Origin of the sequence: uncultured Arthrobacter sp. (genome assembly GCF_947495145.1) — a bacterium.
Taxonomy (GTDB): domain Bacteria; phylum Actinomycetota; class Actinomycetes; order Actinomycetales; family Micrococcaceae; genus Arthrobacter_D.
This window is the reverse complement of sequence record NZ_CANLXP010000018.1, coordinates 16,123-42,327: the sequence shown is the minus strand read 5'-3', so window position 1 is coordinate 42,327 and position 26,205 is coordinate 16,123. Positions and strand designations below refer to the sequence as shown.

Below are 26,205 nucleotides of genomic sequence, written 5' to 3'. Positions count from 1 at the left end.
CCTACAGAAGAACCGGTTCGGTAATTGTTTGCAGGTACTGCAGGGCGTGCGGACCGTACTGGCGCATGGAATCGTCGTCCGCGTGGATAAGCAGGCGCAGCCAGGAACCGTATCTGTTGAGCCGCCCCAGCTGTAGTGCGGGTTCCAGCGCAGCACGCAGCTCCGGGAGCGGCGCGTAGGCCGTCCACCGCTCAAGGTACGCGGTGAGAACACGCCTGATGCGGGCGTCGTCGGGTCCGGCTTCCCAGTTCTCCCGCATGACGCCGAGAGGAACGAAAAGCGAGCTGAACGGGTGCGCCCAGTAGGAGTCGCCGAAGTCGAAGAACCGCAGTGGATCCGTGCTTGAGCCCGGAATGAAGGCGCTGTTGGGGTGGAGGTCGTTGTGCTCGAGGGATAGCGGCACACCGAGCACGCTCAGCTGCGCCGCGGCCTCCTCGATGGCAGGAACACTGGCGTAGACGCGGTCAGCCTGCTCGGCATTGAGGTGCAGCGGGTGCTCCTCGGGCAGGCCTGTGTGGAGGAGGAGTTGGTTGCTGACGAAGTTTCCGGCGATGCCTGGGTCCAGTGACGCCAGGCCGGCATCCGTCAACCGTTGTCCGTGCCGCGCTGCCTGCTGCTGCAGGTCGGCGAAATCGGCGACCACCCGTGCCCACAGGGCATAGTCCGTTGTCTTGAGGCTGGCGAGCGTTGCGCCGTGATCCGGGGAGATCATCCAGCCCTTGGTCGGTTCGACCGCGAGCGGCGTCACGACGTGCTCCGGGGCAATTTCCGCCAGTGCGGCGATAATCGAAGCCTCCTGGAACTGGCCCGGATTGTTCTCCTTGAACCACAGTTTCCCGTGATCCGTGGGGACAGTGAGCAGCACGGACCAAAAGCGAATCCTGGGTTCGCTCAGCGGACCGGTCTGCTCGATGTTGAAGGTGGCAAGGACCTGCGCCACCCATGACTGCACCTGGGATTGCCAGGCAGCACTTTTCCAACGCTCGATCGGGTGGGATGCGGGGGAGGTCACCAGATTATTCTGTCACCGCCGCATGGTGCAGAGTGCAGCAATTTTCACGGGCACCTTACGGGCAGGGCTTCCAGGTTTTGCCTCCCGGCGCATAGCAGCGCGGTCCGTTATAGCCCGGGTACGGATTTTGCTCCGCCGGTGGTGCCGGTGCTGGTGCCGGTGGAACGTATGGTGCGGGTGCCGGAGCGGGAGGAACGTACGGTGCGGGTGCCGGAGCGGGAGGTACATACGGAGCTGGAGCCGGCGCCGGAAGATTCCGGATCCTCTCTGCTTCGGCCGCCGCTGCTGCCTCGGCGGCACGCCGTGCGGCTTCCGCTTCCGCCGCGACTCTTGCTTCTGCTTCGGCCGCGATGCGTCGGGCTTCTGCTTCTGCTGCTACTCGCTCAGTCTCACGTTTCGCGGCCGCGGCTGCTTCTTTCGCTGCCTTGTCCTCCGCTGCCTTGAGGAGGGTGGCTTCCTGCTCCAGCTCGGCTAGCGCGCCTCGGCCCGAATCAATCGAATTTCCAAGTCTGGCACTCAGAGCGGCGGTACCTGCGGTTCCCAGGGCAGCCCAGCGGATAGAGTCCTCGCCCGCTTCGAGCGCCGCACGGAGTCCCTCGGCCGTCGCCAGAGCACCTGCCACGGCGGCCGCACCGGCTGCCGCCGCGCCGGATGTGGAGGCGACGGGCTGCTCCAGAACAGCGGCCAGTGAATCGACAGCCGCAGTGACTTCTGAGGGAAGGGTGCATTCTGCGTCAACGCTGAATACCCCGAGCTCCGCTTGCTGTGCTTCCTCCTGGGCGGCTTTGACGGCGTCGTAGTACTTCTCATTTGGTTCGAAAATGACCGCTGAACCAAGCCCCTGGCGCGCGATCTCGGCGTTCACGAGAGTGCGATCCTCGAGGAATAGTGCGGCAAGAGTCCTTCCGTACTGATCTTCCCGCTCAACGTCGAAGTCCAATCCCACTTCAGTGCCTGCCGGCAGCGTTTCTGCAAGGAAGGCCGTCGCTTCCGGACCGAAGCATTCCACCGCTTTGTCCGGGTGCTTCGTCTCGGGCGTATCGATGTTGAGCAGACGGACTGTCGTGTCGACGTCGGAAATTTTCACAATCACTGTGTCGCCGTCAACAACGCGGACTACCTGGCCGGTCGTAGCATCAGCAGAAGGACTGCAGGCTGTTACGGACAGCGCACCGATGGCGACGCCAAGGGCGCACCACTTTCTGATAACCGGTGTGAACACGGTTCCCCCATTTTTGTTCAAGATTCAAGTACGATTCCCTGAATTGTACGGCCGTGGACCAGCCCCTGAAATCTAAGGGGTGAAGGGATCGCCCGACGCTACGGGTCCTCAGCCGGCCAGGGCAGCGTCCACTGCCGCCTGTGCGTGTATCGACGTCGTCGGGTAGAGGGCAATGTCCGCATCTGTCTGCGAGATCAGCAGCTCTATCTCGGTGCAGCCGAGGATCACTCCCTCCGCACCGCGCGACACAAGCTCGGCGATGATGCGCTGGTATTCCTTCCGGGAATCGTCCGAGACGACCCCGAGGCACAGTTCCTCGTAGATGACCCGGTGGACAGTCGCGCGGTCTTCGGCATTGGGAGTAAGCACCTCCAGGCCATGCGCGGCAAGACCGTCGCGATAAAAATCCTGCTCCATCGTGAAGGCCGTCCCCAGCAGGCCTACCGTGGCGGTGCCCGTTGCCGTTACTGCGCGTGCGGTCTCGTCGATGACGTTGATGAAAGGGATGCTGATGGCCCGCTCGATGGCCGGGGCCACCTTGTGCATGGTGTTGGTGCAGAGAACGAGAAGCTCGGCTCCGCCTCGTTCGAGCTCGACGGCGGCAGCAGCCAGCGCTGTTCCGGCTTCCTCCCATAGACCTTGGGCCTGGAGCTCTTCGATGGGTGCGAAGTCGACGGATCTGAGGAGGCAGTCCGCTGAGTGGAGGCCGCCTTGACGGTCCCGCACCATTTCGTTGAGGAGGCGGTAGTACTGGGCGGTGCTTTCCCAGCTTATGCCGCCGAGCAGGCCGATACGCAACATGGTCTCATCATGGCAGTCGGCGCGCTTTGGCGTGAGGGCGGGACTAGCCCAGCTTGGAAGGGCGGCTGCCGTGGTCTTCCGCTTCGAGCTCCTCCGGCCCGGCAACGTGCTCGCTACCGCGGATACGGGCAATCCCGCTCATGCCATGGAAGATGATGAGGGTAGCCGCCGTGCCCAGGGCAATGCCCGCGAAGATCAGGTCGCCGATCGTCCACGTGAAGTCCGCGATACCTACCACGAGCGCCACGCCCGCCGTCGAGAGATTGATCGGATTCGAGAAATCGACACGGTTCTGCACCCAGATCCGCACGCCAAGGATGCCGATCATGCCATAGAGAACGACGCCGGCACCTCCCAGGACTCCAGCCGGAACCGTTGCGATGAGAGCGCCGAACTTGGGGAAGAGGCTCAGCAGCACGGCGATGACTCCTGCTACCCAGTACGCGGCAGTGGAGTACACCCGTGAGGCGGCCATGACCCCGATGTTCTCGGCGTACGTCGTGGTGCCGGAGCCGCCACCTGAACCGGCCAGGACGGTGGCCAGCCCGTCCGCCATGAGGGCCCGCCCCGTGATGGGGTCAAGGTCGCGGTCGGTCATCGCGGCCACGGATTTCACGTGGCCGATGTTCTCGGCCACCAGGACGAGGACCACAGGGACGAACAGCCCGATGACTGAAAGGTGGAACTCGGGAGCCATGAAGGGCGGCAGGCCGAACCATGCGGCGTCGTTGATGGCCGTGAAGTCCACCTCGCCGCGAAGCACTGCGACAAGGTACCCGACAAGCACACCGATCAGGATGGACAGGCGCCCGAGAATCCCCTTGAAAAGCACCGTGACCAGCAGGATCGAGACCACCGTGACCAGCGCGGTAATCGGCGCCTGTTCGAAGCTTGACTTGGCGGTCGGCGCGAGATTCAGGCCGATCAGGGCAACAATGGCACCGGTGACGATCGGTGGCATCAGGATCTGAATCCAGCGCGCACCCGCCCAGTGCACTACCAGTCCGATCAGTGCCAGTAACGCGCCGGCCAGAACGACGCCGCCCAGCGCCCCTGCAGGCCCGTGCTGGCTCTGCGCTGCGGCAATCGGCGCGATGAACGCGAAGCTCGAGCCCAGGTAGCTGGGTACACGCCCCGCGGTGATGATGAGAAAGAGGATTGTGCCGAGCCCGGAAAAGAGCAGTGTGGTGGACGGCGGGAACCCGGTCAGCAGCGGCACCAGGAAGGTGGCGCCGAACATCGCGACCACGTGCTGGGCACCGATACCGATGGTCCGGGGCCAGCTCAGCCTCTCATCGGGTGCCACGAACCGCCCCGGCTGCACATTCCGCCCGTCTCCGTGCAGCGTCCAGTTCGTTCCGAGTCTGCTCATGGCTGTGCCTTCCAGAGATGGTGGGGATCTGGAGGAAATCCTACGCGACAAAGACTCCGGGAAAGTTAGGCGATCACACCGTCCACCAGGGCCTTCGCTTCCTCCTGCACGCGCTTGAGGTGGTCTTCACCGAGGAAGGACTCGGCGTAGATCTTGTAGACGTCTTCAGTACCCGAGGGGCGGGCTGCAAACCACGCGTTCTCGGTGGTGACCTTCAGCCCGCCGATTGGTGCACCGTTCCCGGGCGCCTCCGTAAGGCGTGCGGTGATGTCTTCTCCGGCCAGCGTTGTGGCGGTGACATCAGACGGCGACAGCTTGCTCAGCGCCGACTTTTGCTCCCGCGTCGCCGCGGCGTCGATCCGCGCATAGACCGGTGCCCCAAACCGTTGGGTAAGCCCGTCGTAGTGCTGCGACGGCGTGCGTCCTGAGACCGCGGTGATTTCGGAGGCGAGCAGCGCAAGGAGAATGCCGTCCTTGTCAGTGCTCCAGGCTGATCCGTCGTGGCGAAGGAAGGATGCCCCGGCAGATTCCTCCCCGCCGAATGCCACCTCACCGGAGAGCAGCCCCGGCACGAACCATTTGAATCCCACGGGTACCTCCTCCAGTACCCTCCCAAGGTCTGCAGCCACCCGGTCAATAATCGACGACGACACGAGGGTCTTGCCGACCATGGCATCCGAGCGCCACTGCGGGCGGTTGCGGTAGAGGTAATCAATCGCCACGGCAAGATAGTGGTTCGGATTCATCAGCCCGGAATCCGGGGTGACGATGCCGTGTCGGTCGGCGTCGGCGTCGTTCCCGGTGGAGATGTCAAAGTCCCCAGCCCGCTTGATCAGGGAAGCCATGGCGTAGGGGGAGGAGCAGTCCATGCGGATCTTCTCGTCCCAGTCCAGGGTCATGAACGCCCACTGAGGATCGACGGTTGGGTTGACGACCGTGAGGTCGAGATTGTGGCGTTCGGCGATGGCACCCCAGTAGTCCACTGAGGCGCCGCCCATTGGGTCCGCCCCGATGCGCACGCCGGCGCTGCGTATCGCCTCAAGGTTCAGCACGTTCGGAAGGTCTTCGACGTAGTGCTGCAGGAAATCGTAGGTGCTGACGGAATCGGCTTGCTGCGCCTGAGCGGTGGCAATTCGCTTGACGTCGCGAAGCCCGTTCTCCAGCAGTTCATTGGCGCGCGCGGCGATCCAGTTGGTTGCGTCGGAATCGGCGGGACCACCGTGGGGCGGGTTGTACTTGAAGCCGCCGTCGGCCGGGGGGTTGTGGGACGGCGTGATCACGATGCCGTCCGACCGGTCTGTCCGTGACCCGTTGTAGCCGAGGATGGCGTGTGAAAGCGCCGGCGTGGGCGTGTAGGCGCCGCGGGCGTCAATGCGCACGGCCACGTTGTTGGCGGCGAGTACCTCGAGCGCCGTGTTCTGGGCAGGCTCGGAGAGAGCGTGCGTGTCCTTGCCCATGAACAGCGGCCCGGTAATGCCCTGACCGGCCCGGTACTCGACGATCGCCTGCGTGATCGCGGCAATGTGCCCTTCGTTGAAGGACGACTTCAGCGACGATCCGCGGTGGCCGGAGGTCCCGAACGCTACGCGCTGCGCGGGGTCGGAGAGATCTGGAGTGGAATCGAAGTACGCGTCCAATAGGGCGCCCACATCGACAAGATCACTGGGTTGGGCAACGGTGCCTGCTCGGTTAGCCATGGGACCAAGCATGCCACTACCCAACAATATTCGGGTTCTCGTTTCGTAGTGGAAGTGAGCGTGCGAGGACGTTTCGACCGGCCTCTCACCCAGCACGCGAATCGGTAGGGTGTGACCCTTGACACGTGTCAGGTTGGCAAAGTAGGCTTCCTGACACGTGTTAGAAAGGAATCGACGATGAGGTCTACGTACTTTCCCGGTCAGGACAACGAACTCCGCGCCAGAGTCGGGGATCTATCCCGCCGTACCCTCCTTGGTGCTCTCGGCATCGGCGCAGTGGGAGCCACTGTCGGTGCCTGGCCCCGGCTCACAGGAACCGATATCCCGGGGCGCAACAGCACCGCCCTCAATGTGGCAATCCTCGGTACTGCCGCCGATGCGGCTGCACGTCAGGCACTGGTCGATGAATTCACCAGCCTCCATCCGGATATCCCGGTTCGCATTCAAGCGATTCAGGGAGCTGACTGGCGCGACTTCTTCTCCAAGATCCTCACCATGGTCGCTGCCGGCGATCCGCCAGACGTCGTTTACGTCGCCACCGAGGGTGCCCAGCTGTTCGCGGAGAAGCTCGCCGAGCCGCTGGACGCGTACCTGACGCGGGATGCCGCGGACATTCAGGAGTACTTCCAGGACGTCCACCCGAGCCTCATCGAAGCGTTCATGTACCGCGGCAGCCTGTACCAGCTGCCGCTGGACTGGAACGCCGCCAACATGTACCTGAACACGAGCGCGCTGGAACGTGCAGGGCTCAGCCGGCCGGCAGATGACTGGACCCACGAGGATTTCACCGCCACCATGCGCGCCATGAAGTCCACCACCGACGGCAGTTTCACCCCGTACTACTGGACCAACCGGCTCTTCGGCGGCGTGGTGCCGTGGCTCTATGCCAATGACACAAGCTTCCTCACGGAGGAGAAGGCCGCAGGCGGAGACTGGTTTTGGGACCGGTTCTACGCAAGCGATCCGACCCGGGCGCAACGCAGCGGCGGCTACCTCTGGGAAGCGCCCAACGCCGAAGCTCCGCGCGTCGTCGAGACCTTCGACTATTTGCGCGAACTCGTTGCCGAAGGCCTCGGCGTGCGACCCGAGGGCGGCGGCGGCAACGCCCTCGTCGGCCTCTTTGCAAGCAGCCGCATCGGCGCAACTCCTGCCGGCGGCTACTGGGTTCAGGGACTGCATGAGGCAGGCATGGGCGCCGACGACTTCGACGTGCAGTTCTTCCCCCGCTGGCGCACCCAGCGCCACCAGTTCGGCGCCGCCGGCTATGCCATCATGCGCACGGCCAAGGACAAGGACGCCGCCTGGGAATGGGTGAAGTTCTGCGCATCCAAACCGGCCATGGAGCTGGCGTTCCCAACCCCGAACACCACGCCCACCCGGCGCTCCATGGTGAACCAGTCGCTCTACTCCGACACCGGACCCGAGCACTGGAAGGTCTTCTACGACACCCTTGACCGCTTCCCGACCTCGGGCCCCATCCCGGCCCCACCACAGCAGGCAGCCGTGGAAACCGCCCTCATGAAGAACGTCTCGGTTGCCGTCAGCGGCTCATCCGCCCAGGTGCGCTCGGCCATGGGGAGCCTGCAGCGTGACCTCGAACTGGCACTCAGGAGCACACCATGAGCACTCCAACACTCAAGAACCCACCAACGACGACGGCGGCTCCCACCGCCCTCTCCCGACCCGCCGCCCGGCGGCAGCGCTCCATGGCGGAGCGCCTGATCGCGCCGCTTTTCCTCGCGCCCACGGTGATCGGCATGGCGATCTTCACCATCGTGCCCATTCTCGGGTCGATCCTCCTGGCCTTCTTCCGGTGGGACATCATCTCCGCTCCGGAATTTGTCGGGTTCAGCAACTTCGCGGACATCGTCAGCGACCCCACCGTCCGGGTCTCATTCCTCAACACCATCGTCTTCGTGGTGGTGGCGGTAACCCTGCAGCTCGGGATCTCGATGGCGCTCGCCGTAGCAATCCAGGGTCGGATGCCCAATTGGCTGCGCGTATTCTTCCGCTCGGCCTTCTTCTTTCCGCTGATACTGTCGGCCGCCTCGGTTTCAATCTTCATGGGGTACCTGTTCAATGAGCAGTTCGGCGTCGTGAACTGGCTGCTCTCACTGGTCGGCATCCCAGCGGTGCCGTGGCTGACCACGTCAGGCGGGGCTGCCGCCGTCGTCGTGTTGGTGTATGTGTGGCAGAACTTCGGGTTCTCCTTCCTGCTCTTCATCGGTGGACTGGCCTCCATCCCGAAGGAACTCCTTGAGGCCTCCGCGCTGGACGGCGCCACCGGCTGGCGGCAGTTCGTCAATGTCACGCTGCCCCTGTTGAGCCCCACCGTGTTGGTGGCTTCCGTCATGGCGATCATCAGTGCCCTGCAGGTCTTCGACCAACCCTACGTCCTGACGCGTGGCGGACCGGGGGACAGCACACGGACGGCGGTAATGGTCATCTTCGAATCGGCCTTCCAACGCCTCGAGTTCGGGCGAGCCTCTGCGATCGGGCTGGTACTCATGATGCTCATCATGGCCATCACCGCCCTCCAGTTCCGGCTCAGCCGCCGATTCGTCTTCTACCAGTGAGGAACCCGACCATGAGCACCCTTACCGCAACCCGCAAGACCCGCATGCCGCGCCCCGGCACAGCCGCACGGATCCTGGTCCTCCTGGTGGCCGCGGCTCTGACGCTCGGTCCCGTCCTGTGGACCCTGTCGACGTCGCTTCGTACGCCGTCGGAATCGTTCAACCTCCCGCCCCAGTTCCTGCCGCTCAACCCCGACTTCTCCTCGTACGTCCAGGTGTTCCAGCAGGTCAACATGGTGCTCCTGGTGGTTAACAGCGCACTGGTTACCCTCCTGATCGCCGTGGGCCAGATGGCGACGGCGGCATTGGCCGGCTACGCCTTCGCCCGGCTCAGCTTCAAGGGCAAGAACGCACTGTTCTCAGTGGTGCTGGCCACCATGATGGTTCCGGTGCAGGTGACGATCGTCCCGGTCTTCATGCTCATCCGCGGCATGGGCCTGTCCGATACGCTCCTCGCCCTGATCCTCCCCGCAATCCCCACCGCATTCGGTACCTTCCTGATGCGCCAGTACTTCCTGGGCCTGCCGAACGACTTCGCGGAAGCGGCGTCGCTCGACGGCGCCTCCCCATGGCGCACGTTCCGCTCGGTCTATGCGCCGCTGGCGGTCCCCGGCATGGCGATCGTGGGAATCCTCGCCTTCAACTTCCACTGGAACGAGTTCTTCCGGCCGCTGATCCTCACCATCTCGCAGGAGAACTACACACTCCCGCTGGGCCTGGTCACGCTGCAGGGCAACCTTGGCACCGGAAGCATCTCCGTGGTCCTCGCCGGCGTCATCCTGTCGATGATCCCCGCCCTGGTGGTCTTCATCTTCGGCCAGCGGACCCTCCGTGAAAGCTTGACCGCGGGCGCCAGCAAGTAACCGACCTAACCACACGCAAAGGAATACATGAACTCCCTCGTAACGCCCGCCGTCGCCGTCGACCGCGCCTTTCCCACCCTGCACCCTCGGCCCCGGCAGGGTTGGCTGAATGACCCGAACGGGATCTGTTACCGCGACGGCCGCTGGCACGTCTTCTTCCAGCACAACCCCGATTCCGCCCGCCATGCCGCCATTGCCTGGGGGCACGTCAGCTCTCCGGATCTGCTCCGGTGGGAGGAGGAGCCGGTCGCCCTGCGACCCCAGTCCGGTGGGCCGGATGCCCTGGGCTGCTGGTCCGGTGTGATGGCCGACGACGACGGCATCCCCACCGCCGTCTACAGCGGCGTGCAGGACGCCAGCGGCCACGCGCAGGTGACGCTTGCCCGGGGGTCTGCGGACCTGCGGAGCTGGCGGCAGGACGGCGAGGTAGCCGCGGGCATTCCGGGCGACCCGTCCGTCACCGACGTACGCGATCCGTTCCTCTTCACCTGGCACGGCACGCGCTACGCAATTCAGGGGGCGGGGCTGGAGGACGGGCGCGGCGCCCTGCTGCTCTACGACGCCACAGACCTGTCGGCCTGGACATACCTTGGGATCTGGTTGACTACCGAGCACCCCGCCGCCGCTTCCGGGGCACAGGCGAACATCTGGGAGTGCCCGCAACTGGTCGAGGTGGACGGTCGGTGGATACTGATCGTCTCGCTGTGGAAGCGTCGGGACGGTGCGCATCATCTCTCCGGTGTGGCCCACCTGATCGGATCAATGCACGACGACGACGGCGGTCGGCCGGTTTTCGAACCGGAGACCTGTGCTGCGACTGACGGCGGTCCCGACTTCTACGCGCCGCAGGCCGTTCAGGGCGGCGATCGGGTAATGCTGTGGGGCTGGTCCTGGGAATCGCGCGCCGAGGAGGAGGCAGACGCAGTCGGCTGGGCCGGGGTGCTGACCTTCCCTCGCGAGTTGCGCGTCATTGATGGTGAGCTGGTAGTGAAGCCCGCGCGGGAACTGGTGGGCTACCGCCGTCGTGCACGGGTTGCCGGTGCCGTCACCGAATTGCCCGCGGTTGCCGAAGCTGTGGTTTCGCCGCGCGGCGGCGTGCGGGTTTCGCTGACCCTTGTCTCGCCGTCGGGATCCCGTGAAGTGTATTCGGCGGAGACCGAGCATGGTGTGCGGGTGCTGCTGGATGCGTCGATCGTCGAGGTGTACCGGGAGGGTTCAACTCCGGTGACGTTTCGGGCCTATCCCTCGCGGGACGAAAAGTGGGAGCTGACCGTCACCGGGAACGCCGTCGTCGAGGCCTGGGAGCTCGGTTTACCGTAGCCGTCACCGGCCGGCGGCATCCATAATGCACTCATGGATTACTCCCTGCCCAGCGATGATCCGGTGCCTGAGCTGTGGCGTCATTTCGCTTCGCTGCTGCCGGACGGGACGGAGGGGGCGTCCTGGTCCGGGCCTCGAAGGTGGTGGGGAGGGCGCCTTGACGTTGAGGGACTCGCGCTCGGGGCTGTGCAGGCGGTCGCCACGGCTCTTGCCGCCTCCTCGCCCGGGCTCCCCGTAACGTTCACGTCCTCCAGGGTTGCCGCGTGGTTCGATTCGTTCGCCCACCTTCGCATCAACGGGTCCCCGATCCAGGCGTTCGGGGCTTTATCGGGTTTCCGCCAGGCCGCCGACGGGTGGGTCCGCATTCACGGGAACTATCCGCACCATGGGCGGGCGCTGCTGGAAGCGCTCGGCGTGTCCGCGGCCGAGGACGTCGACGATGCGTTGCTGGAACGCCCGGCAGCTGTCATCGAAGAGGCTGTCACCGCTCGGGGCGGGCTGGCCGCGGCCGTCCGGACGCCCGAGGCTTGGGCGGCAACGCCGGCCGGGCAGGCAGTCGCTGACGAGCCATGGGTGCGGCTGTCGACGGGCACTTTCCGCCGCGGGACAAGGACCATCGGGGGCGGCAAGGGATTGCTGGAGGGCGTGCGCGTTCTTGATTTCACGCGGGTTATCGCCGGTCCCTCGGCCAGCCGGCTCCTCGGCGCACTGGGTGCCGATGTTCTGCGGGTGGACCCGCCTGCGCTGCCCGAGCTGGAACACCAGCATGTGGAGACCGGGTTCGCGAAGCGGAGCGCCGTGGCCGATCTTCGGGATCCTGAGGCACTCGCCCGCCTGCGGAGCCTCCTTCCCGCGGCTGATGTGGTGCTCGGTGCGTACCGCGGCGGCGCGCTGGCCCGGCATGGACTGGACGTCGGGGCTCTGCGGGCTGACTACCCCGGGCTGGCCGTTGTTTCCCTCGACGCCTGGGGAGACAGCGGGTCGTGGGCCGGCCGCCGGGGCTTCGACAGCATCGTGCAGGCGGCTACCGGCATCGCCCACCTCTACGGGACGGGCTCAGGGCAGGAATTCAAGCCCGGTGCGCTGCCGGTCCAGGCGCTCGACTACGCGACCGGCCTCGGAATGGCGGCTGCCGCCGTCGTGCTTGTGTCCGCGCGCAGGAACGGAATGAGCGGTTCCGCGCACCTTTCCCTGGCGCAGACGGCGGCGGAACTGCTGCGGATGCCGCGGACAGGGGAGGCAGGGCCGGTAAACCTGAAGGTGCGGTTGAGACGGGCAGCAAGCGACTACGGCGAACTCGTCTTCGTTCCGCCGCCGCTGGTGGTCGATGGCCGTCAGGTGGAATACCCCCACCCTCCCCGGCGCTATGGCAGCGATGCCCTTTCGTGGAGGTGATCAGGGTACCGGAGCTGTGGACTGCCTGGTGATGAGGGGGCACGGCACCAGGACCCGCTCGGTGCGGCGCTTGCTGCCCTCCAGCTCGTCGAGAACCCGGTTGACTGCGATGGCGCCAATCTCCGCGTGGGGGAGTGCAACGGTGGTTAGCGCAGGTACGAGGTTCGCCGCAACGTTCTGCTGATCGTCGTATCCCACCACTGACAACTGCTGGGGCACCTTGATCCCCGCGGCCGCCGCGTAGAGCAGGATGCCGGTGGCAACGCGGTCGTTCGCGGCCAGGATTGCGGTGGGACGGTTCGGGTCGTGAAGCACCGACTCCGCTGCGCAATATCCCTGGTTGATGTCCCAACCCGTGACGACGACCTGCTGATCGCTGGCCGGCAGGCCGGCGCGGTCCATTGCCTTCCGGTAGCCCTGCTCACGGAGCAGGGCGGCGTTGTCATCATCGCCGCCGAGGAGGGCGATGCGGCGGTGGCCCAGTCCCAGGAGCAGCTCCGTTGCCCGGCGGCTTCCCGTCACTTCATCCGGGACGACTGCCGGTAGCCTGTCTTCCGGATCAAAACAGTTAGCCAGCGCAGCCGGCTGTGCCCGGAATGGCTCGGGAGGACTGTACGGTTTCAGCCCTCCGGTCGCATAGATCAACCCGTCCACCCGGCGGTGCCGCAAGGCCTCGATGGCGATTTCGTCTCGTCCCGGTATGTGCTCGGTGTCGACCACCAGAATCATGTGCCCACGAGCCAAAGCGGCATTAGTGGCACCGCTGACCAGGCGGCCCGCGAAAGGGCTGGTCACAATCTCATCCGTGACGATGCCCAGCGTCGCCGTGCGCTGGTTCCGCAGACTCACGGCGACCGGGTTGGGCAGGTAGTTGAGTTCCTTGGCGGCAGCGCGGATTCGCTCCTGCGCGTCTTTGGAAACGTTGCCCTTGATGTTTCCGTTGAGCACCATGGACACGGCACTGCGTGACACACCGGCCACCTTCGCAACATCGAGCGCGGTTGCCTTGCGTGCTGCCATGAATCCCCCTCGTTGGAACTGTTCAGCCAGTTTAGCTAATACGTGTCAGAGGGGCTGTCGTCATTCCTCTCTTGCATCGAGTGGGCGCTGAGGACGGGGTTGTGGGCGTGGGCATGGTCGCTAGCGCCCACTCGATTCCCGAAGGGACGGAGACCCACAAATACGCCCTGTGGATAACGGAATTCTGCCGCCCTCTCGACGGCATCATGAACGGGTGAGCTCCTCATCCGTCCCTCTGCCCCATCGGTACTCCTTCACAATTCAGGAGGCGCTCGGACATGGACTGCCGTACAGCAGGTTGCGACGCTCGGATTTGACCATCCCGAGCCGCGGCGTCCGGCTTGTGAACGGTTCCGGTCCGTCGCTCCTTGATGAGGTGGCGCCGCTGACAAGACTCGGCTGCCCGGACGCCGTCAGCCATTCGACAGCCGCCCGGCTGTGGGGAATTATCCTCCCGTTCCGACTCGAGGAGGATCATGAGCTTCACCTGACCCGATGGAAGGGGAGTAACCGCGTTCGTCGTCCAGGCATCGTTGGTCACCGTGCGCCCCTTACCTCCCTGGACGTCGTCGAAATCTATGGTGCTACCGTTACCTCCCCGGCTTGGACCTGGACGGACCTGGCGCCGTCGCTATCGCTGGAGGAGTTGGTGGCTGCCGGGGATTCACTTTTGCGCAGGCAGGATGCTCCGCGACGCCGTTGCGACCTGAACGTCCCGGACCCTCTCGCTTCACTGACCCAGATTGCGGAAGCAGCCGATCGACGCGGCGGCGTCCGCGGTATCCGGCGTGCGCGGGAGGCGCTGCCCTTGTTGAGGAGCGGGGTTGATTCCGGTCGCGAGTCGCGTTTGCGGCTGTTCATTACACGGGCGGGGCTGCCCGAGCCTGAGGTCAATCAATGGGTCCTGGACCAGAACGCGCGCCGGGTGTCGAGACCTGACCTGATGTACAGAGAACTGCGCATCGCTATCGAATATGAGGGTGAGCACCATCTGATGAACGCTGAACAGTGGCACAGCGACATCAACCGCGACGATCGGTTACGGGCGATGGGCTGGACGGTGCTTCGCTTCACGAAGAAACACCTCGAGCCTGATAACGAGCGAGCATCGATTGCGCGAATAAGGTCGGCGATTGCGTCAGCCCGTGCATCGAGTGGGCGCTGATGACCGGCTTTCCTCGAGTGAAAGGTCGCCAGCGCCCACTCGATTGAGGGATTGGGGGGGAGGCGATGAAAGCCGACGACGACGGCTCCTACGGAACGGAGAGCGTCACCGGACCGGCTTCACCTGGTCCCCCACATTGCTCTGAGCCGCCTACCCGGACCCATTCCAGCGGAAAATCCTCCTCCGCGAGGACATCGCCGTCCGCATCCAGTGCCCGTAGCGTCACTTGCTCAGGTGCGGACATTCCGACGTCGATTCTCCAGCGATCGCTCTCAACGCGGGTTGAGCTGAAGGGCATGATGGTCCGCTGGGTGGGGGGAACCGGGTGCTGCACGTTGCCCGATTGCCCGCCGGTTCCGCCTGGCGTTTCGGGCGGGAGGATCGAGGCGGGGGCGGTGTCCGGTTTTACCGGCGTCGGGGCGGGGGCGGACACTCGCCGTCAACACACGCCTGCACTTCCGCAACCGTCAGACTGTCACCTTCCACCTCGACCGTCAGGCTGTTCAGCCAACCGATCGCAGGGCAGGCGACGGACGGCCCGCCAGGCCCGGCACACCCCGCAAGCAGTATCGATGACATAACGACGACGGCGCCCGGCAAGTACTTCCCCATGCGCCCAGTGTGGCACCGGCCGGCCCTAGTGCACAGGCCTACCCGGGCGGTACGTTGAGAACACCCGTCAACGAAAGGTTGTGTCATGAGCGAGAACCCCACCAGCGACGAGATTGACGAAACTGACGACGAAAAGCTGGAGCAGGACGCCGAGCAGGCTGCCGGCAAGGCCAACACCGAAAGTGGCGGCGACTACGGCGGACCGGGCCCGGAGAACGAGACCGGCAAGGCCGGTTCCGAAGAAGACGGCTCTTAAAGCACAAACGACGACGGCGCCCTCCCACGAAAGGAGGGCGCCGTCATCGTTCGCTCGACAGGGTTAGCGGACGCCGCTCATCATTTTCTTGATGGCGGGCGTAGCCAGGGCAAGCGCGATGCCGAGCACAATCGCTGTGATGCCGCTAAAGGAGAAGTACGGCACCTCATTGTCCTGGTTGTAGTAGCCCGCAAGGATGCCGGCGAGCGTGGTTCCCAGCGAGATCGACAGGAAGAACAGCGCCACCATCTGGGTCCGGAAGGCGCTCGGGGCAAGCTTCGTTGCAACTGAAAGCCCGATCGGTGACAGGAACAGTTCCGCCCAGGTGAAGAACAGCAGGATGACCGCGAGCGCGATCAGCGGGGTGCTGTTAGGGCCGCCGCCGGAGAACGGAATGAACAGCAGGAACGCCACGCCCATGAACACGAGCCCCAAAGCGAACTTCAGCGGCGACGACGGCTGCCGGCTGCCCAGCTTTGTCCACAGCGCAGCAAACACGGCAGCGAAGATGATGATGAAGATCGGGTTGATCGACTGCACGAAGCTCGGCGGCATGATCCAGCCGAACAGGTTGCGGTCAAGGCTGCGGTCAGCATAGATAGCGACGACGGTGAACTGCTGCTGGAACAGCGCCCAGAACGCGGCGCTTGCGATGAACAGCGGAATGAACGAGTACACCCGCTTGCGCTCGGTGGCGTTCACCCGCTTGCTGCGCAGAATCACCACGAAGTAGGCAATCGACGCCGCGATGGCCAGGTAAGCCATGGTCTGGGCGAGGTTCGCGGGGGTAACCAGGCCAGTGGTGAAGGCGAGGATGATGACAACGACCGCAGCCGCAGCAATCAGGCCCATTCGCGCCAGGCGGCCGGAGGGAAGCGGGTTCGTCACCGCGTGGGCTGTCGCCGGTAGGTTCTTGCGGGTCAGCGCGTACTGCGTCAGGCCGATCCCCATGCCGACAGCGGCCAGGCCGAAGCCGTAGTGGAAGCCGAATTCAGTCCAGGCAAGGCCGGTGAGCAGCGGGCCGATGAGCGCGCCGATGTTGATGCCCATGTAGAAGATGGAGAAACCGGCGTCGCGCCGCTCGTCACCCTCGGCGTAGAGGGTTCCAACCAGCGAGGTCGCGTTGGCCTTCAAGCCACCGGAGCCCACCCCGACAAGCACCAGGCCGACGGCGAGACCCACTCCGCCGGGCAGCAGCGCCAGGGCGATGTGGCCGAACATGATCATGATGGCGGAATAGAAGAGTACCTTCTCGGAACCCATGACCCGGTCAGCCAGCCAGGCACCAAGGATGGTGGAGAGGTAGACGCCGCCGCCGTACGCGCCCACCAGGCCGGTGGCGATTCCCTGGTCGATGCCGAGGCCGCCATCGGCCACGGAGTAGTACATGTAGTAGAGGAGGATGCCCTGCATGCCGTAGAAGGAGAAGCGCTCCCAGAGTTCTACGCTGAACAGGTTTGCAAGCATCCGGGGATGACTTAGAAACGTCTTGCCCTCCGTTGCGGCTGTTTGATTGTGAGTTGTGCTCATTCATTCCATGATGCCAGCCACGTTTTGGACTGTCATATCCAAAGTGCGACCAAACAGTTATGCTGATCGGTTTTGGCTAGTTCGGAAATAGTCCTCAAGCTGAGCTGACACGGTAAGCAGGTCCGCCTCGGCGCTCGGTCTGCCGATGAGTTGGATACTCATGGACAGCCCGTCGGCCGTCGTGAATATGGGCACCGAGATAGCGGGCAGCCCGCACACGTTCACCATGGACGTGTACGGCGAGTATTGGCACTGGCGCAGGTAGTCTGTGTCGGCATCGGCGTCGGTGTACCAGCCGATCGGCCGCGGCGTCATGCCCAGTGCCGGCGTGGCAATGATGTCGAAGGCGGAATACTGCTGAATCGTGTCCTGCTCGAACTGGCGCAGGATGTCGACGGCGGTGGCAAGGTCGGTTGCCGACCTGCCTTGAGCGCGGCGGCGCAGGGTACGCGCAAGCGTTGTGAGGTCTTCTTCCCGGTCAGCTGGGATTCGCGCGACCGCGAGACCGGCTGTCCACACGGTCTGGAAGGCCTCGTGGTACCGGGAATCGTAGCGAAGGTCCGCTTCCACTACGTCGTGTCCCACCGCGCCGAGCGCGCGCAAGCCGGCGTCGAAACTGGTCCGCGCGTCGTCGTCGAGCTCAATGGGAAAGGCCGCAGCGAAGGGCGAAACGGTGCTGAAGCCAATCCGGAACCGACCGTCTGCACGCAGCGCAGCGTTGAGGAAGGGGCCGTGGGCGGCCGCGCTGGTTGCATGGAAGTTCGGCTCGGCCGCCATGGCATCGAGCAGCAGGGCGGCGTCCGCCGTCGTGCGCGCAAGTGGACCGGCAACCACGAACTGGCCAAGATCGCTCTGGCCTGAGCCGGAGGGCACCCGGCCGCGGTTGGGTTTGAGGCCGATAAGCCCGGTGGCGGCAGCCGGAATCCGGACCGAGCCACCTCCGTCGGTGCCCGGGGCTAACGAAATCAGACCGGCCGCCACCGCGGCTGCACTGCCGCCGGAGGAACCGCCTGAGCTCCGCGTCGGATCGAGGGGATTGCGTGACGGCGGCGCGATCAGGTTCTCGCTGTAGCAGCTCAGCCCGAACTCGGGCACCTGTGTTTTCCCGACGCTGATCGCGCCGGCGCGGCGAAGGATGGCCACCAGCGGGGAATCAGCGGCCGCAACGGTGTGCTCCAGCGCTGCGCTGCCATGTGTGGTGACAACGCCGACGACGTCGGTCAGGTCCTTGTGCGCAAGCGGCAGCCCGTGCAGGGTCGGCAGGTCAACCCCGCTCACCCGCCGCTGGTCGGCGGCGGCTGCCTCCGCCAGCGCCGAATCCGCGGTCACGGTGACGAACGCACCCAACGCCGGATTCCGCGCCTCGATCCGCTCCAGATAGTGCGCCGTGAGTTCACGGGAGCTGAGCTCACCGCGTTGAAGGAGGTCCCGCTGTTCGAGCGCGGTCAGCTCATGGAGGGAGCTCATGGCAACGCCTTCCTGACGGGTGGGTTGGGTCCGGTCCCACTATAGGCTTGGAAACAACTGGCGGAATCGGACGAGAAACAGAAACGGGGCTGGCAATGACCGACAGCGAAAACGTCTCCATCGAGGCCATCCGGAAGGACACTGCCGTACTGGATGTTCGCGAGGACTACGAGTGGGAGGCCGGGCATATCGAGGGTGCCCTGCACATCCCCGTGAATGAGATCCCGGCCCGCCTGGACGAGCTTGATCCGGATGAGGACCTGCATGTCATCTGCCGGACAGGTGGCCGATCCTTCCGCGTGGCCGAATGGCTGGTGGGCAACGGGTACTCGGCAGTGAACGTCAGCGGCGGGATGGACGCCTGGATTGAGGCCTCGAGGCCGATGGTCTCCGAAACCGGCAAGGAGCCGCGCGTCCTATGAGCTCGTACGCATATCTCGGCCCCGAGGGAACCTTCACGGAAGCCGCGCTCCTTCAGGTTCCCGGTGCCGGGACAGCGGAACGGGTGCCCGCCACGACGGTGAGTTCCGCTCTGGATCTCGTGCGTGGCGGACGGGTGAAAGCGGCGATGGTGCCGATTGAAAACTCCGTGGAGGGCGGTGTCTCCGCCACCCTGGACGCCATTGCCAACGGAGAGCCGCTACGGATCATCCGTGAGGTGCTTGTTCCAGTTTCCTTCGTTCTTGTCGCCCGCCCCGGCATGGAACTGGGCGAGATCCGTTTTGTAGCGACGCACGGACACGCCTGGGCCCAGTGCCGGGGATGGACGGAGCAGAATATACCGGGTGCGGAATACGTTCCGACTTCATCCACGGCAGCCGCAGCCCACGCACTGCTCGACGACGGCGTCGGCCACGATGCGGCGATCTGCTCGCCGTTGATAGCGAACCGGCTGGGTCTGCGCATATTGGCTGAGCACATCGGTGACGTTGCCGACGCGGTCACCAGGTTCATCCTGGTCAGTCGGCCGGATGTCCTTCCTGAGCGGACCGGAGCTGACAAGACCACTCTGGTGATCCCCCTCCCGGAAGACCACCCGGGTGCCCTGATGGAGATTCTGGACCAGTTCGCGGCCCGCGGCGTCAACCTCAGCAGAATCGAATCCCGCCCTACAGGCCTGTTTCTCGGGGATTACTTCTTCAGCATCGACGCGGACGGACACATCGCGGATGCCCGTGTTGCCGACGCCCTCCAGGGCCTGCACCGCATCAGTCCAGGACTGCGTTTCCTCGGCTCCTACGCTCGTGCCGATCGACGTGAATACGAAGTGGCACGGCACACCTCGGACCAGGCGTTCGAGGCAGCGCAGGAGTGGGTTGATTCGTTGCGGCAGTCCCCCACGGCGGATCCGGAGGACATAGGCTAGGTCTTCCCTGCCAGGGACACCAGAGGAGGCGGCGTGCCGCGATTGAGACGCAGCGACTGCAACAAGCCCGGCTATACGCGCCGTCGTCATGGAAAGGGCTTTAGCTACCGCAACCAGCAGGGTGAACCCCTGGAACCGGATGAACTCGAGCGGATCAAGGAACTCGTGATTCCGCCCGCCTGGCGGGACGTCTGGATCAGTCCCTATCCCCACGGGCACATCCAGGCGGTGGGAACCGACGACGCCGGCCGCCGCCAGTACATTTACCACACCGCCTGGCGCGAGAAGAAGGACCGTGAGAAGTTCGACCGCGCTCTGGAATTCGGCGAACGGCTCCCCGGTGCGCGGCGGGTCATCACCCAGCACTTGCGCAGTAACGGCAGCGGCAAGGAACGAGCCTTCGCCGCCGCGCTGCGCATTGTGGACTCCGGCGCGCTGCGGATCGGCTCGGCGCAGTACGCTGCGGACAACAACTCCTTCGGGGTCACAACGCTGCGGGTTGAGCACGTCACGCTCAGTGGACCGGTCATCACCCTGCGCTTTCCGGGCAAGAGCGGCCAGCAGTGGGACACCACCATCGAGGATTCGGACCTGGCGGCGGCGCTGCGACCGATGGTGCGCAGGGAGAATGCGGACACCATGCTGGCGTACCGGGCCGCGGATGAGTCCTGGCATTCAATCGATGCCTCCCAGCTCAATGAGTTTCTCCGCCAGGTCACCGGTGGAGGCTTCACGGCGAAGGACTTCCGTACCTGGCAGGCCACCGTCGCAGCGTCCATGGAGCTCGCGCGAATGGATTTGAAGGCGACGAGCCGCACGGCACGCCAGAAGGCGGTTGCTGCGACCATGCGCTCTGTCGCCGAGCATCTGGGCAACACTCCGGCGATCGCCCGGAGTTCCTATGTCGACCCGCGCCTAGTGGACCGGTTCATGTCCGGAGAGGTTATCCCGGTGGCGAGCTACTCCGCTTCGGAAAAGGCTGTTCGCGAGCTGCTTAAAGATTAGGAATCCTTTCCCCCAGCCCGGTTGCTAAGTAGGCTGATGATGAGCGCCCGGCCAGTGGCGCGACTTCTGAGGAAAGGCAGGCACCATGAGCGAGCAGCCAGGCAACAGCGAGGTCAACCCGAACAAGGGTGACGGATCAACTTCGGATCCAAACTGGCACGGCGACGCCGGAGACCAGGGAAACGACCTGCGCTTCGCGGAGGAGCAACAGCTGATCAACAGCCAGTCACAGAACGCCGAGCCTGCCACTGACGCAGACGGCGTGACGGGTGGCTACACCGGCGCACAGCGGGCAGACGGTGTGGGTGAATACACCGAAGGCCAGGACCAGGTTGACGAGGGTGAGTACACGGACAAGGACGGGACCACGGACGCGGACTCGAACCTTGAGGGAGGATACACCGATGCCGACTCGGTGCCTTCCCTTCAGGAGGGCGGCGATGACGGGGAGGGTACCGCGCGCCGCTAGCAGCTCCGCTACTTCCAGGGAGCGTCGCTGAACATCCCCGCTGATGGTCCGGTCGCCCTTCCAGGCACCCGGACCGTCAGCGCAGCGGGCACCACGCCGACACTGAGTGATGTCACATCGCCGGAGGTGTCGCCGTCGAGCTGTGTGCCTGTCGATTCGGTAACCCGGACGTCCACCCGCTTCACCCGGTGATAGGTAATGACAGGGATTGGCCCGGGATGCCGGAAGAGTATTTTCGCTGCGACCCAGAGCCAGCCGAAGATACTGCGCGGACTGGTGATGACGACGTCCAGATAGCCGTCGTCGATCGTGGCGTCCGGAACGAACGTGATGCCGCCTGGGAGCCGGGCGCAGTTTGCGAAAAGAACACTGTGGACCTTGCGGGTCTGCGCCGGTCCGCCGTCGATGCTGATCGACATGCGCTGCCGCTTGCCGGGCAGGCTTCGCACCCCCGCCTCGCTGTACGCGAGCCAGCCGAACTTCTTCTTGAGCGCGTCCTTTGTAGCGGCGACCACCACTGCATCAAGCCCGACGCCGCCCATCACCAGGAAGGTGTGATTTCCGCTGACCCCGGTCCGTTCGTTGCGGAGCTCAACGCTGCCCATGTCGATCCGGCGACCGGCACCGTGAAGCGCCTGCCGGACGCTGCGCGGCACGTCATTTACGGCAATGCCGAGGTTGCGGGCCAGCAGGTTGCCTGTGCCCAACGGCAGCAGGCCCAGTGCGGCGTTACTGTGCACCAGTGCGGCTGCCACGGCACGGACGGTGCCGTCGCCGCCCGCTGCAATCACGACGTCGTAACCTTCTTCCACGGCATGCCTTGCCTGGGCGCCGCCCGGCTCCGCCACCGTCGTTTCAAGTACCAGGGGCGGATCCCACCCCGCGTCCGAACAGGCCTGCTCAACCTGCTCCCGCGCAATCGGCGCGTGCAGCTTGACCGGGTTGAGTACCAATGCAACCCGCTGGCGCTCACCTGAAGTCTGAAGCGCGGGGCGCGGCTCCTCCCATCGCAGGGAGCGTTCCCGGCGCAACTTTCGTACGCCCCACCAGCTGAACGCTGACGCGGCTGCGGCGACAACCGCAAGGGCGACGATAATCCACTCGAGGGGCATGATTCCCCAGACTAGCCTTCGGCGTCAGCGTGCGGGCACCCGGGTGCGTGTTCGGTAGTCTGGAGGGGTGATCGACGTAAACGAACTCCGCGAAAATCCTGAAAAGTTCCGCTTCTCACAGCGCTCGCGGAAGGCGGATAAATCCCTGGTCGATGCGATCATCGCAGCAGATTCCCGGCGTCGCGAAGCGGTTACCAGCGCGGAGACGCTGCGAGCGGAACAGAATGCCTTCAGCAAGCGGGTTGCCAAGGCAAAGGGCGACGAGAAGCAGGCCCTCCTCGCGGAGGTCAAGGAACTGGCAGGGTCTGTGAAGGCTGCCGCAGCCCAGGCGGAGGAAGCGAAGTCCGAGGCTGAGTCCCTGCTGCGACGGTTGCCCAACGCCATCCTGGACGGCGTGCCTGCAGGCGGTGAGGAGGACTTCGTCGTCGTCAAGACGGTGGGGGAGCCGCGGCAGTTCGAGTTTGAGCCGCGCGACCACCTGGAAATCGGCGAGCTTATTGGTGCTATCGACATGGAGCGCGGCGCCAAGGTCTCAGGATCGCGGTTCTACTTCCTGAAGGGCGTCGGTGCCCGGCTTGAGCTGGCGCTGTTGAACATGGCCATGGACCAGGCGATCGCCTCCGGTTTCACCCCCATGATCACCCCCACGCTTGTGCGGCCCGAGACCATGCAGGGAACAGGTTTCGACATCGCCCATGACGCGGAAATCTACCGGCTCCCCGAAGACGACCTCTACCTCACCGGAACCTCCGAGGTGGCGCTCGCAGGGTATCACTCGGATGAAATCCTGGACCTTTCGGCAGGGCCGCTGCGGTATGCGGGCTGGTCATCGTGCTACCGCCGGGAGGCCGGATCGCACGGTAAGGACACCCGCGGAATCATCCGCGTGCACCAGTTCAACAAGGTGGAGATGTTCACCTACACCACCGTCGAGGAATCCCTGGCGGAACACGAACGGATGCTGGCCTGGGAAGAGGAGATGCTGGCTAAGGTGGAGCTGCCCTACCGCGTCATCGACACCGCCGCGGGAGATCTCGGCATGTCCGCCGCGCGCAAGTTCGACTGTGAAGCCTGGGTGCCCACGCAGAACGCATACCGCGAGCTCACGTCCACCTCGAACTGCACCAGCTTCCAGGCGCGGCGGCTCAACATCCGCGAAAGGGTTGCCGGAGCGAAGTCCACCCGCGCCGTCGCCACGCTGAACGGCACCCTCGCGACAACGAGGTGGATCGTCGCCATCCTTGAGCATCACCAGAACCCTGACGGATCGGTCAACGTGCCGGCCGCGCTGCGCCCCTACCTGGGCGGTCTCGAGGTGCTGCCGGTCCTATAGGCGCAGCCTCAAGCGAGCTCGGCATCGATCATCTGTGCAAGCGTCGAGATCACCGGCCACGCACCCTCTGAGCTGTTGCCGAGGACGGTGACGGTGGTTTGAGTCTCCGGGATGTGCGTTGACCGGAAAGATGCGCCCGCGTCGTACCCCTCGAGAATCAGAGCCGGGTGCGCCCTGTGGACCCAGAATCCCATCCCGTACCGCATCTGCTCGGCCGGTACATCATGGCGAGGGCGGACCATTTCCGCAGCCGTTTCGTGCGAGACAATCCGTCCTTCCAGGAAAGCAAGCCAGAAGCGGTGCAGGTCAGATGCCGTCGTGAACGCCCCGCCGTCGCCGTTGCCGAGAACCGGCAAGTGCAACGTGTTGACGAGGTTCCCCTCGTCGAGGACGTAGCCGGGCGCGGCATCAGCCGGAAGGTCATTCAGCGGCAGGAAGGCAGTGCGCTCCAGGCCCGCCGGTCGGAACACGAGCTGCTGGATGGCGTCATGGAAGATCTGTCCGGTGAGCCGCTCCAGCAGCAGCGCAAGCACCATGTAGCCGCCGTTACAGTACTCGAACCTATCGCCGGGAGGGAACTTCTGCGGGTGCCCGTCGAGCATCGGCAGGAAAGCCTTCGAGGTGGTCAGCGTATGAACCGGCAGGGTAAGCACATGGTCGGACACCTCCCAGCCGGCGTCCTCGTCCAGGTAATCGCCGATGCCCGACGTGTGGCACAGCAGGTGCTCTACGGTGACGTCGTCGGCGATCAGCGGCAGGTCGTCACCCAGCAGGGCGCGTACCCGCCGATCGAGCTGCAGACGACCGTCCTCGACCAGGCGCATGACCGCGAGGGCGGTGAACGCTTTGCTGCCGCTCGCGACCGCGATGCGTGTACTGGCCGTCATGGGGGCGCCCAGCGCGCGATGAATGAAGCCCTCGCAGCGCTCCAGGGTGCGCACGTCTCCGACATCGATTGTGATGACGCCGGTGAACAATCCCTCCGTGATGGCTTCGTCGATACTTCGCTTGTCTACGTGCATTTCTGTTCTCCGTAACCGCGCGTTGGCCCAGTTGTGATCAAAAACCTACCCGCGATTACCGGGTTTTCTGTTTCACTTTAACGATGACAACTACGTTTCCCGCTGGCATCGATGACCAGCAGCAGACCACACGCAAACTGATAGCACTCGACGTTGACGGAACCCTGGTGGATCACGAGGGGCAAATGTCGGACGAGGTCCGAGCGGCGGCTACCGCCGTCGTAGACTCCGGCCACGAGGTGGTGATCGCCACCGGCAGGTCGCTCGGCGCTACCCTGCCCATCATTGAAAAGATCGGGCTGACCCGCGGGCACGCCGTGTGCTCCAACGGCGGCGTAACTCTCCGGATCGATGTGGACGAGTTCGAGGACGGCTACGAGGTAATCAACCGAGTCGTGTTTGACCCGCAGCCGGCCCTGGTCGCCCTTCGCAAGAGCCTCCCTACGGCAAAATTCGCACTTGAGGATGACGAGGGCCGCTTCCTCTCCACTGAACGGTTCCAGGACGCGAGCTTCGGCTCTGAAGCGGAGAGCGTCGATTTCGAGCGGATGCTGCGTGCCCGCGCGGTTCGCGTGGTGGTCTTCAGCACCGACAGCACAGCCGAGGAGTTCGGCGACGCCGTCGAGTCCATCGGCCTCCATGGTGTTACCTACTCGGTCGGCTGGACGGCCTGGCTGGATATTGCGGCGGCGGGCGTCACCAAGGCCAGCGCCCTCGAACTGGTGCGCCGGAGAGTGGACGTTGACCCCTCCGAGACAGTCGCCATCGGTGACGGCCGCAATGACATCGAAATGCTCTCCTGGGCCGCACGGGGGGTTGCGATGGGTCAGGCACCGGATGAGGTGCTTGCGGCTGCTTCGGAGGTGACGGCGTCGGTATACGACGACGGCGCTGCCAAGATCCTTCGTTCCCTTACCCGCGCGGGCCAGGAGGAGCGCTAGTAAGCCAGCGCTGCAGGCGGCAGGGCCACCGGCCCGTAGACGAGGTCAAGGAGCCGTGCGGCTGCGGGGCGGGTGGCCCACTCTTCCACCCAATGCGAGCGGATCACAGCCTTGCTCACCGCCTGCGTGGTGATTCCCAACTCCTGGGCGATCAGTTTCTGTTGCCCGCGCGCGCCGGGCGTCATCAGGTCCAGCACATTCCACTCTGCGTCGGTGCGGGTATATACGATCTGCCCAAGCAGGCGCAGTACCGCTTCCGCCTCGGCGGCGACCTCCGCGTCCGGGCCCTCGACAGCCAGCGGTATGCGCTCGCCTGTCTTCTGGGCCCGGTTCACCGCCCTGCGTGAGTACACCAGCCCGTATCCCTCCGCGTCCGTGATGCGCTCCGGCATCGGCGAATGAACTTCGCCCACACCGATTCCCACGTGCCAGCGGCGAAACCGAATGGCCTTGAGCGCCACGTCAACGGCGACTCGCGCGCTCCCGACGACGCCCTGCAGTTCGTCTCCGACGGATCGCTGGAAGGGTATGACGGTGTCGACGAACCGGAACTCACGCAGTAACTCAGGCACCAGATCACCCACATCGCGGGAGTCGCGCTGATTGATGGTCACCACGAACAGCATGACCTCAGTATGACGGAGGGAGC

General features: G+C 64.8%; 25 protein-coding genes. 13 read left to right on the top strand and 12 right to left on the bottom strand.

What is annotated here, in order from left to right; all coding sequences use genetic code 11:
• Position 1 precedes the first annotated feature (1 nt).
• The 5 genes from Q0877_RS13065 to pgm all read right to left on the bottom strand — a co-directional run bounded on the left by Q0877_RS13065 (position 2) and on the right by pgm (position 6,104).
• Complete coding sequence (locus Q0877_RS13065) at positions 2-1,012, bottom strand: phosphotransferase (RefSeq protein ID WP_299168486.1); 1,011 nt, start codon at positions 1,010-1,012, stop codon at positions 2-4.
• Positions 1,013-1,067: 55 nt separating this feature from the next.
• The gene (locus Q0877_RS13060) at positions 1,068-2,234 is read right to left on the bottom strand and encodes a thermonuclease family protein (protein WP_299168485.1); all 1,167 of its coding nucleotides are present in this window, start codon (positions 2,232-2,234) and stop codon (positions 1,068-1,070) included.
• Positions 2,235-2,342: 108 nt separating this feature from the next.
• Positions 2,343-3,035, bottom strand: coding sequence for an aspartate/glutamate racemase family protein (locus Q0877_RS13055; protein ID WP_299168484.1), 693 nt, complete (start codon positions 3,033-3,035; stop codon positions 2,343-2,345).
• Positions 3,036-3,078: 43 nt separating this feature from the next.
• A complete protein-coding gene (locus tag Q0877_RS13050; RefSeq protein WP_299168483.1) occupies positions 3,079-4,407 on the bottom strand; it encodes a uracil-xanthine permease family protein in 1,329 nt (442 codons plus the stop codon).
• A gap of 65 nt (positions 4,408-4,472) precedes the next feature.
• Complete coding sequence (gene pgm / locus Q0877_RS13045; RefSeq protein ID WP_299168481.1) at positions 4,473-6,104, bottom strand: phosphoglucomutase (alpha-D-glucose-1,6-bisphosphate-dependent); 1,632 nt, start codon at positions 6,102-6,104, stop codon at positions 4,473-4,475.
• A 177-nt stretch (positions 6,105-6,281) separates the two neighbouring features.
• On the opposite strand from pgm, the gene Q0877_RS13040 reads away from it, so the two are divergent.
• The 5 genes from Q0877_RS13040 (at position 6,282) to Q0877_RS13020 (ending at position 12,258) form a co-directional block, all read left to right on the top strand.
• The gene (locus Q0877_RS13040; RefSeq protein WP_299168479.1) at positions 6,282-7,727 is read left to right on the top strand and encodes an extracellular solute-binding protein; all 1,446 of its coding nucleotides are present in this window, start codon (positions 6,282-6,284) and stop codon (positions 7,725-7,727) included.
• Between the two features lie 83 nt (positions 7,728-7,810).
• On the top strand, positions 7,811-8,680 hold the full coding sequence (locus tag Q0877_RS13035) for a carbohydrate ABC transporter permease (RefSeq protein WP_299168552.1): 870 nt from the start codon (positions 7,811-7,813) through the stop codon (positions 8,678-8,680).
• Between the two features lie 44 nt (positions 8,681-8,724).
• On the top strand, positions 8,725-9,543 hold the full coding sequence (locus tag Q0877_RS13030) for a carbohydrate ABC transporter permease (protein WP_299168549.1): 819 nt from the start codon (positions 8,725-8,727) through the stop codon (positions 9,541-9,543).
• Between the two features lie 27 nt (positions 9,544-9,570).
• The gene (locus tag Q0877_RS13025) at positions 9,571-10,863 is read left to right on the top strand and encodes a glycoside hydrolase family 32 protein (RefSeq protein ID WP_299168476.1); all 1,293 of its coding nucleotides are present in this window, start codon (positions 9,571-9,573) and stop codon (positions 10,861-10,863) included.
• A gap of 33 nt (positions 10,864-10,896) precedes the next feature.
• Positions 10,897-12,258, top strand: a complete 1,362-nt coding sequence (locus tag Q0877_RS13020; RefSeq protein WP_299168473.1) for a CoA transferase — start codon at positions 10,897-10,899, stop codon at positions 12,256-12,258.
• On the opposite strand, the gene Q0877_RS13015 is transcribed toward Q0877_RS13020, so the two are convergent.
• On the bottom strand, positions 12,259-13,278 hold the full coding sequence (locus Q0877_RS13015; protein WP_299168471.1) for a LacI family DNA-binding transcriptional regulator: 1,020 nt from the start codon (positions 13,276-13,278) through the stop codon (positions 12,259-12,261).
• Positions 13,279-13,492: 214 nt separating this feature from the next.
• On the opposite strand from Q0877_RS13015, the gene Q0877_RS13010 reads away from it, so the two are divergent.
• Complete coding sequence (locus tag Q0877_RS13010; RefSeq protein ID WP_299168469.1) at positions 13,493-14,443, top strand: endonuclease domain-containing protein; 951 nt, start codon at positions 13,493-13,495, stop codon at positions 14,441-14,443.
• An 88-nt stretch (positions 14,444-14,531) separates the two neighbouring features.
• Here the strand turns inward: Q0877_RS13010 and Q0877_RS13005 are convergent, their stop codons facing one another.
• Positions 14,532-14,876, bottom strand: a complete 345-nt coding sequence (locus Q0877_RS13005) for a hypothetical protein (protein WP_299168467.1) — start codon at positions 14,874-14,876, stop codon at positions 14,532-14,534.
• Between the two features lie 264 nt (positions 14,877-15,140).
• Between Q0877_RS13005 and Q0877_RS13000 the strand changes: the two genes are divergently transcribed.
• On the top strand, positions 15,141-15,311 hold the full coding sequence (locus Q0877_RS13000; RefSeq protein WP_299168465.1) for a hypothetical protein: 171 nt from the start codon (positions 15,141-15,143) through the stop codon (positions 15,309-15,311).
• Between the two features lie 63 nt (positions 15,312-15,374).
• Here Q0877_RS13000 and Q0877_RS12995 read toward each other — a convergent pair whose 3' ends face one another.
• Entirely contained in the window at positions 15,375-16,841 is a 1,467-nt protein-coding gene (locus tag Q0877_RS12995) for a peptide MFS transporter (RefSeq protein ID WP_299168463.1), read from the bottom strand.
• Positions 16,842-16,898: 57 nt separating this feature from the next.
• On the bottom strand, positions 16,899-18,308 hold the full coding sequence (locus Q0877_RS12990; protein WP_299168460.1) for an amidase: 1,410 nt from the start codon (positions 18,306-18,308) through the stop codon (positions 16,899-16,901).
• Between the two features lie 95 nt (positions 18,309-18,403).
• On the opposite strand from Q0877_RS12990, the gene Q0877_RS12985 reads away from it, so the two are divergent.
• From Q0877_RS12985 to Q0877_RS12970, 4 genes are all read left to right on the top strand, one after another.
• Positions 18,404-18,730 (top strand): rhodanese-like domain-containing protein, encoded by a 327-nt coding sequence (locus Q0877_RS12985; protein WP_299168458.1) that lies wholly within the window; start codon positions 18,404-18,406, stop codon positions 18,728-18,730.
• On the top strand, positions 18,727-19,674 hold the full coding sequence (pheA, locus tag Q0877_RS12980; RefSeq protein WP_299168455.1) for a prephenate dehydratase: 948 nt from the start codon (positions 18,727-18,729) through the stop codon (positions 19,672-19,674). Before Q0877_RS12985 ends, pheA begins: the two co-directional genes overlap by 4 nt.
• Before the next feature lie 33 nt (positions 19,675-19,707).
• Entirely contained in the window at positions 19,708-20,679 is a 972-nt protein-coding gene (locus Q0877_RS12975; protein WP_299168452.1) for a DNA topoisomerase IB, read from the top strand.
• Positions 20,680-20,764: 85 nt separating this feature from the next.
• A complete protein-coding gene (locus tag Q0877_RS12970; RefSeq protein ID WP_299168449.1) occupies positions 20,765-21,148 on the top strand; it encodes a hypothetical protein in 384 nt (127 codons plus the stop codon).
• Between the two features lie 8 nt (positions 21,149-21,156).
• On the opposite strand, the gene Q0877_RS12965 is transcribed toward Q0877_RS12970, so the two are convergent.
• Complete coding sequence (locus tag Q0877_RS12965) at positions 21,157-22,260, bottom strand: diacylglycerol kinase family protein (RefSeq protein ID WP_299168445.1); 1,104 nt, start codon at positions 22,258-22,260, stop codon at positions 21,157-21,159.
• Between the two features lie 67 nt (positions 22,261-22,327).
• Between Q0877_RS12965 and serS the strand changes: the two genes are divergently transcribed.
• Complete coding sequence (gene serS / locus Q0877_RS12960) at positions 22,328-23,593, top strand: serine--tRNA ligase (RefSeq protein ID WP_299168443.1); 1,266 nt, start codon at positions 22,328-22,330, stop codon at positions 23,591-23,593.
• A gap of 8 nt (positions 23,594-23,601) precedes the next feature.
• On the opposite strand, the gene Q0877_RS12955 is transcribed toward serS, so the two are convergent.
• Positions 23,602-24,615, bottom strand: a complete 1,014-nt coding sequence (locus tag Q0877_RS12955) for a serine hydrolase (RefSeq protein ID WP_299168440.1) — start codon at positions 24,613-24,615, stop codon at positions 23,602-23,604.
• A gap of 83 nt (positions 24,616-24,698) precedes the next feature.
• On the opposite strand from Q0877_RS12955, the gene Q0877_RS12950 reads away from it, so the two are divergent.
• Positions 24,699-25,556: an HAD family hydrolase gene (locus Q0877_RS12950; protein ID WP_299168438.1), complete on the top strand. Its 858-nt coding sequence runs from the start codon at positions 24,699-24,701 to the stop codon at positions 25,554-25,556.
• Here Q0877_RS12950 and Q0877_RS12945 read toward each other — a convergent pair.
• Positions 25,553-26,179: a hypothetical protein gene (locus Q0877_RS12945; RefSeq protein ID WP_299168547.1), complete on the bottom strand. Its 627-nt coding sequence runs from the start codon at positions 26,177-26,179 to the stop codon at positions 25,553-25,555. The genes Q0877_RS12950 and Q0877_RS12945 overlap by 4 nt on opposite strands.
• Between the last annotated feature and the right edge of the window lie 26 nt (positions 26,180-26,205).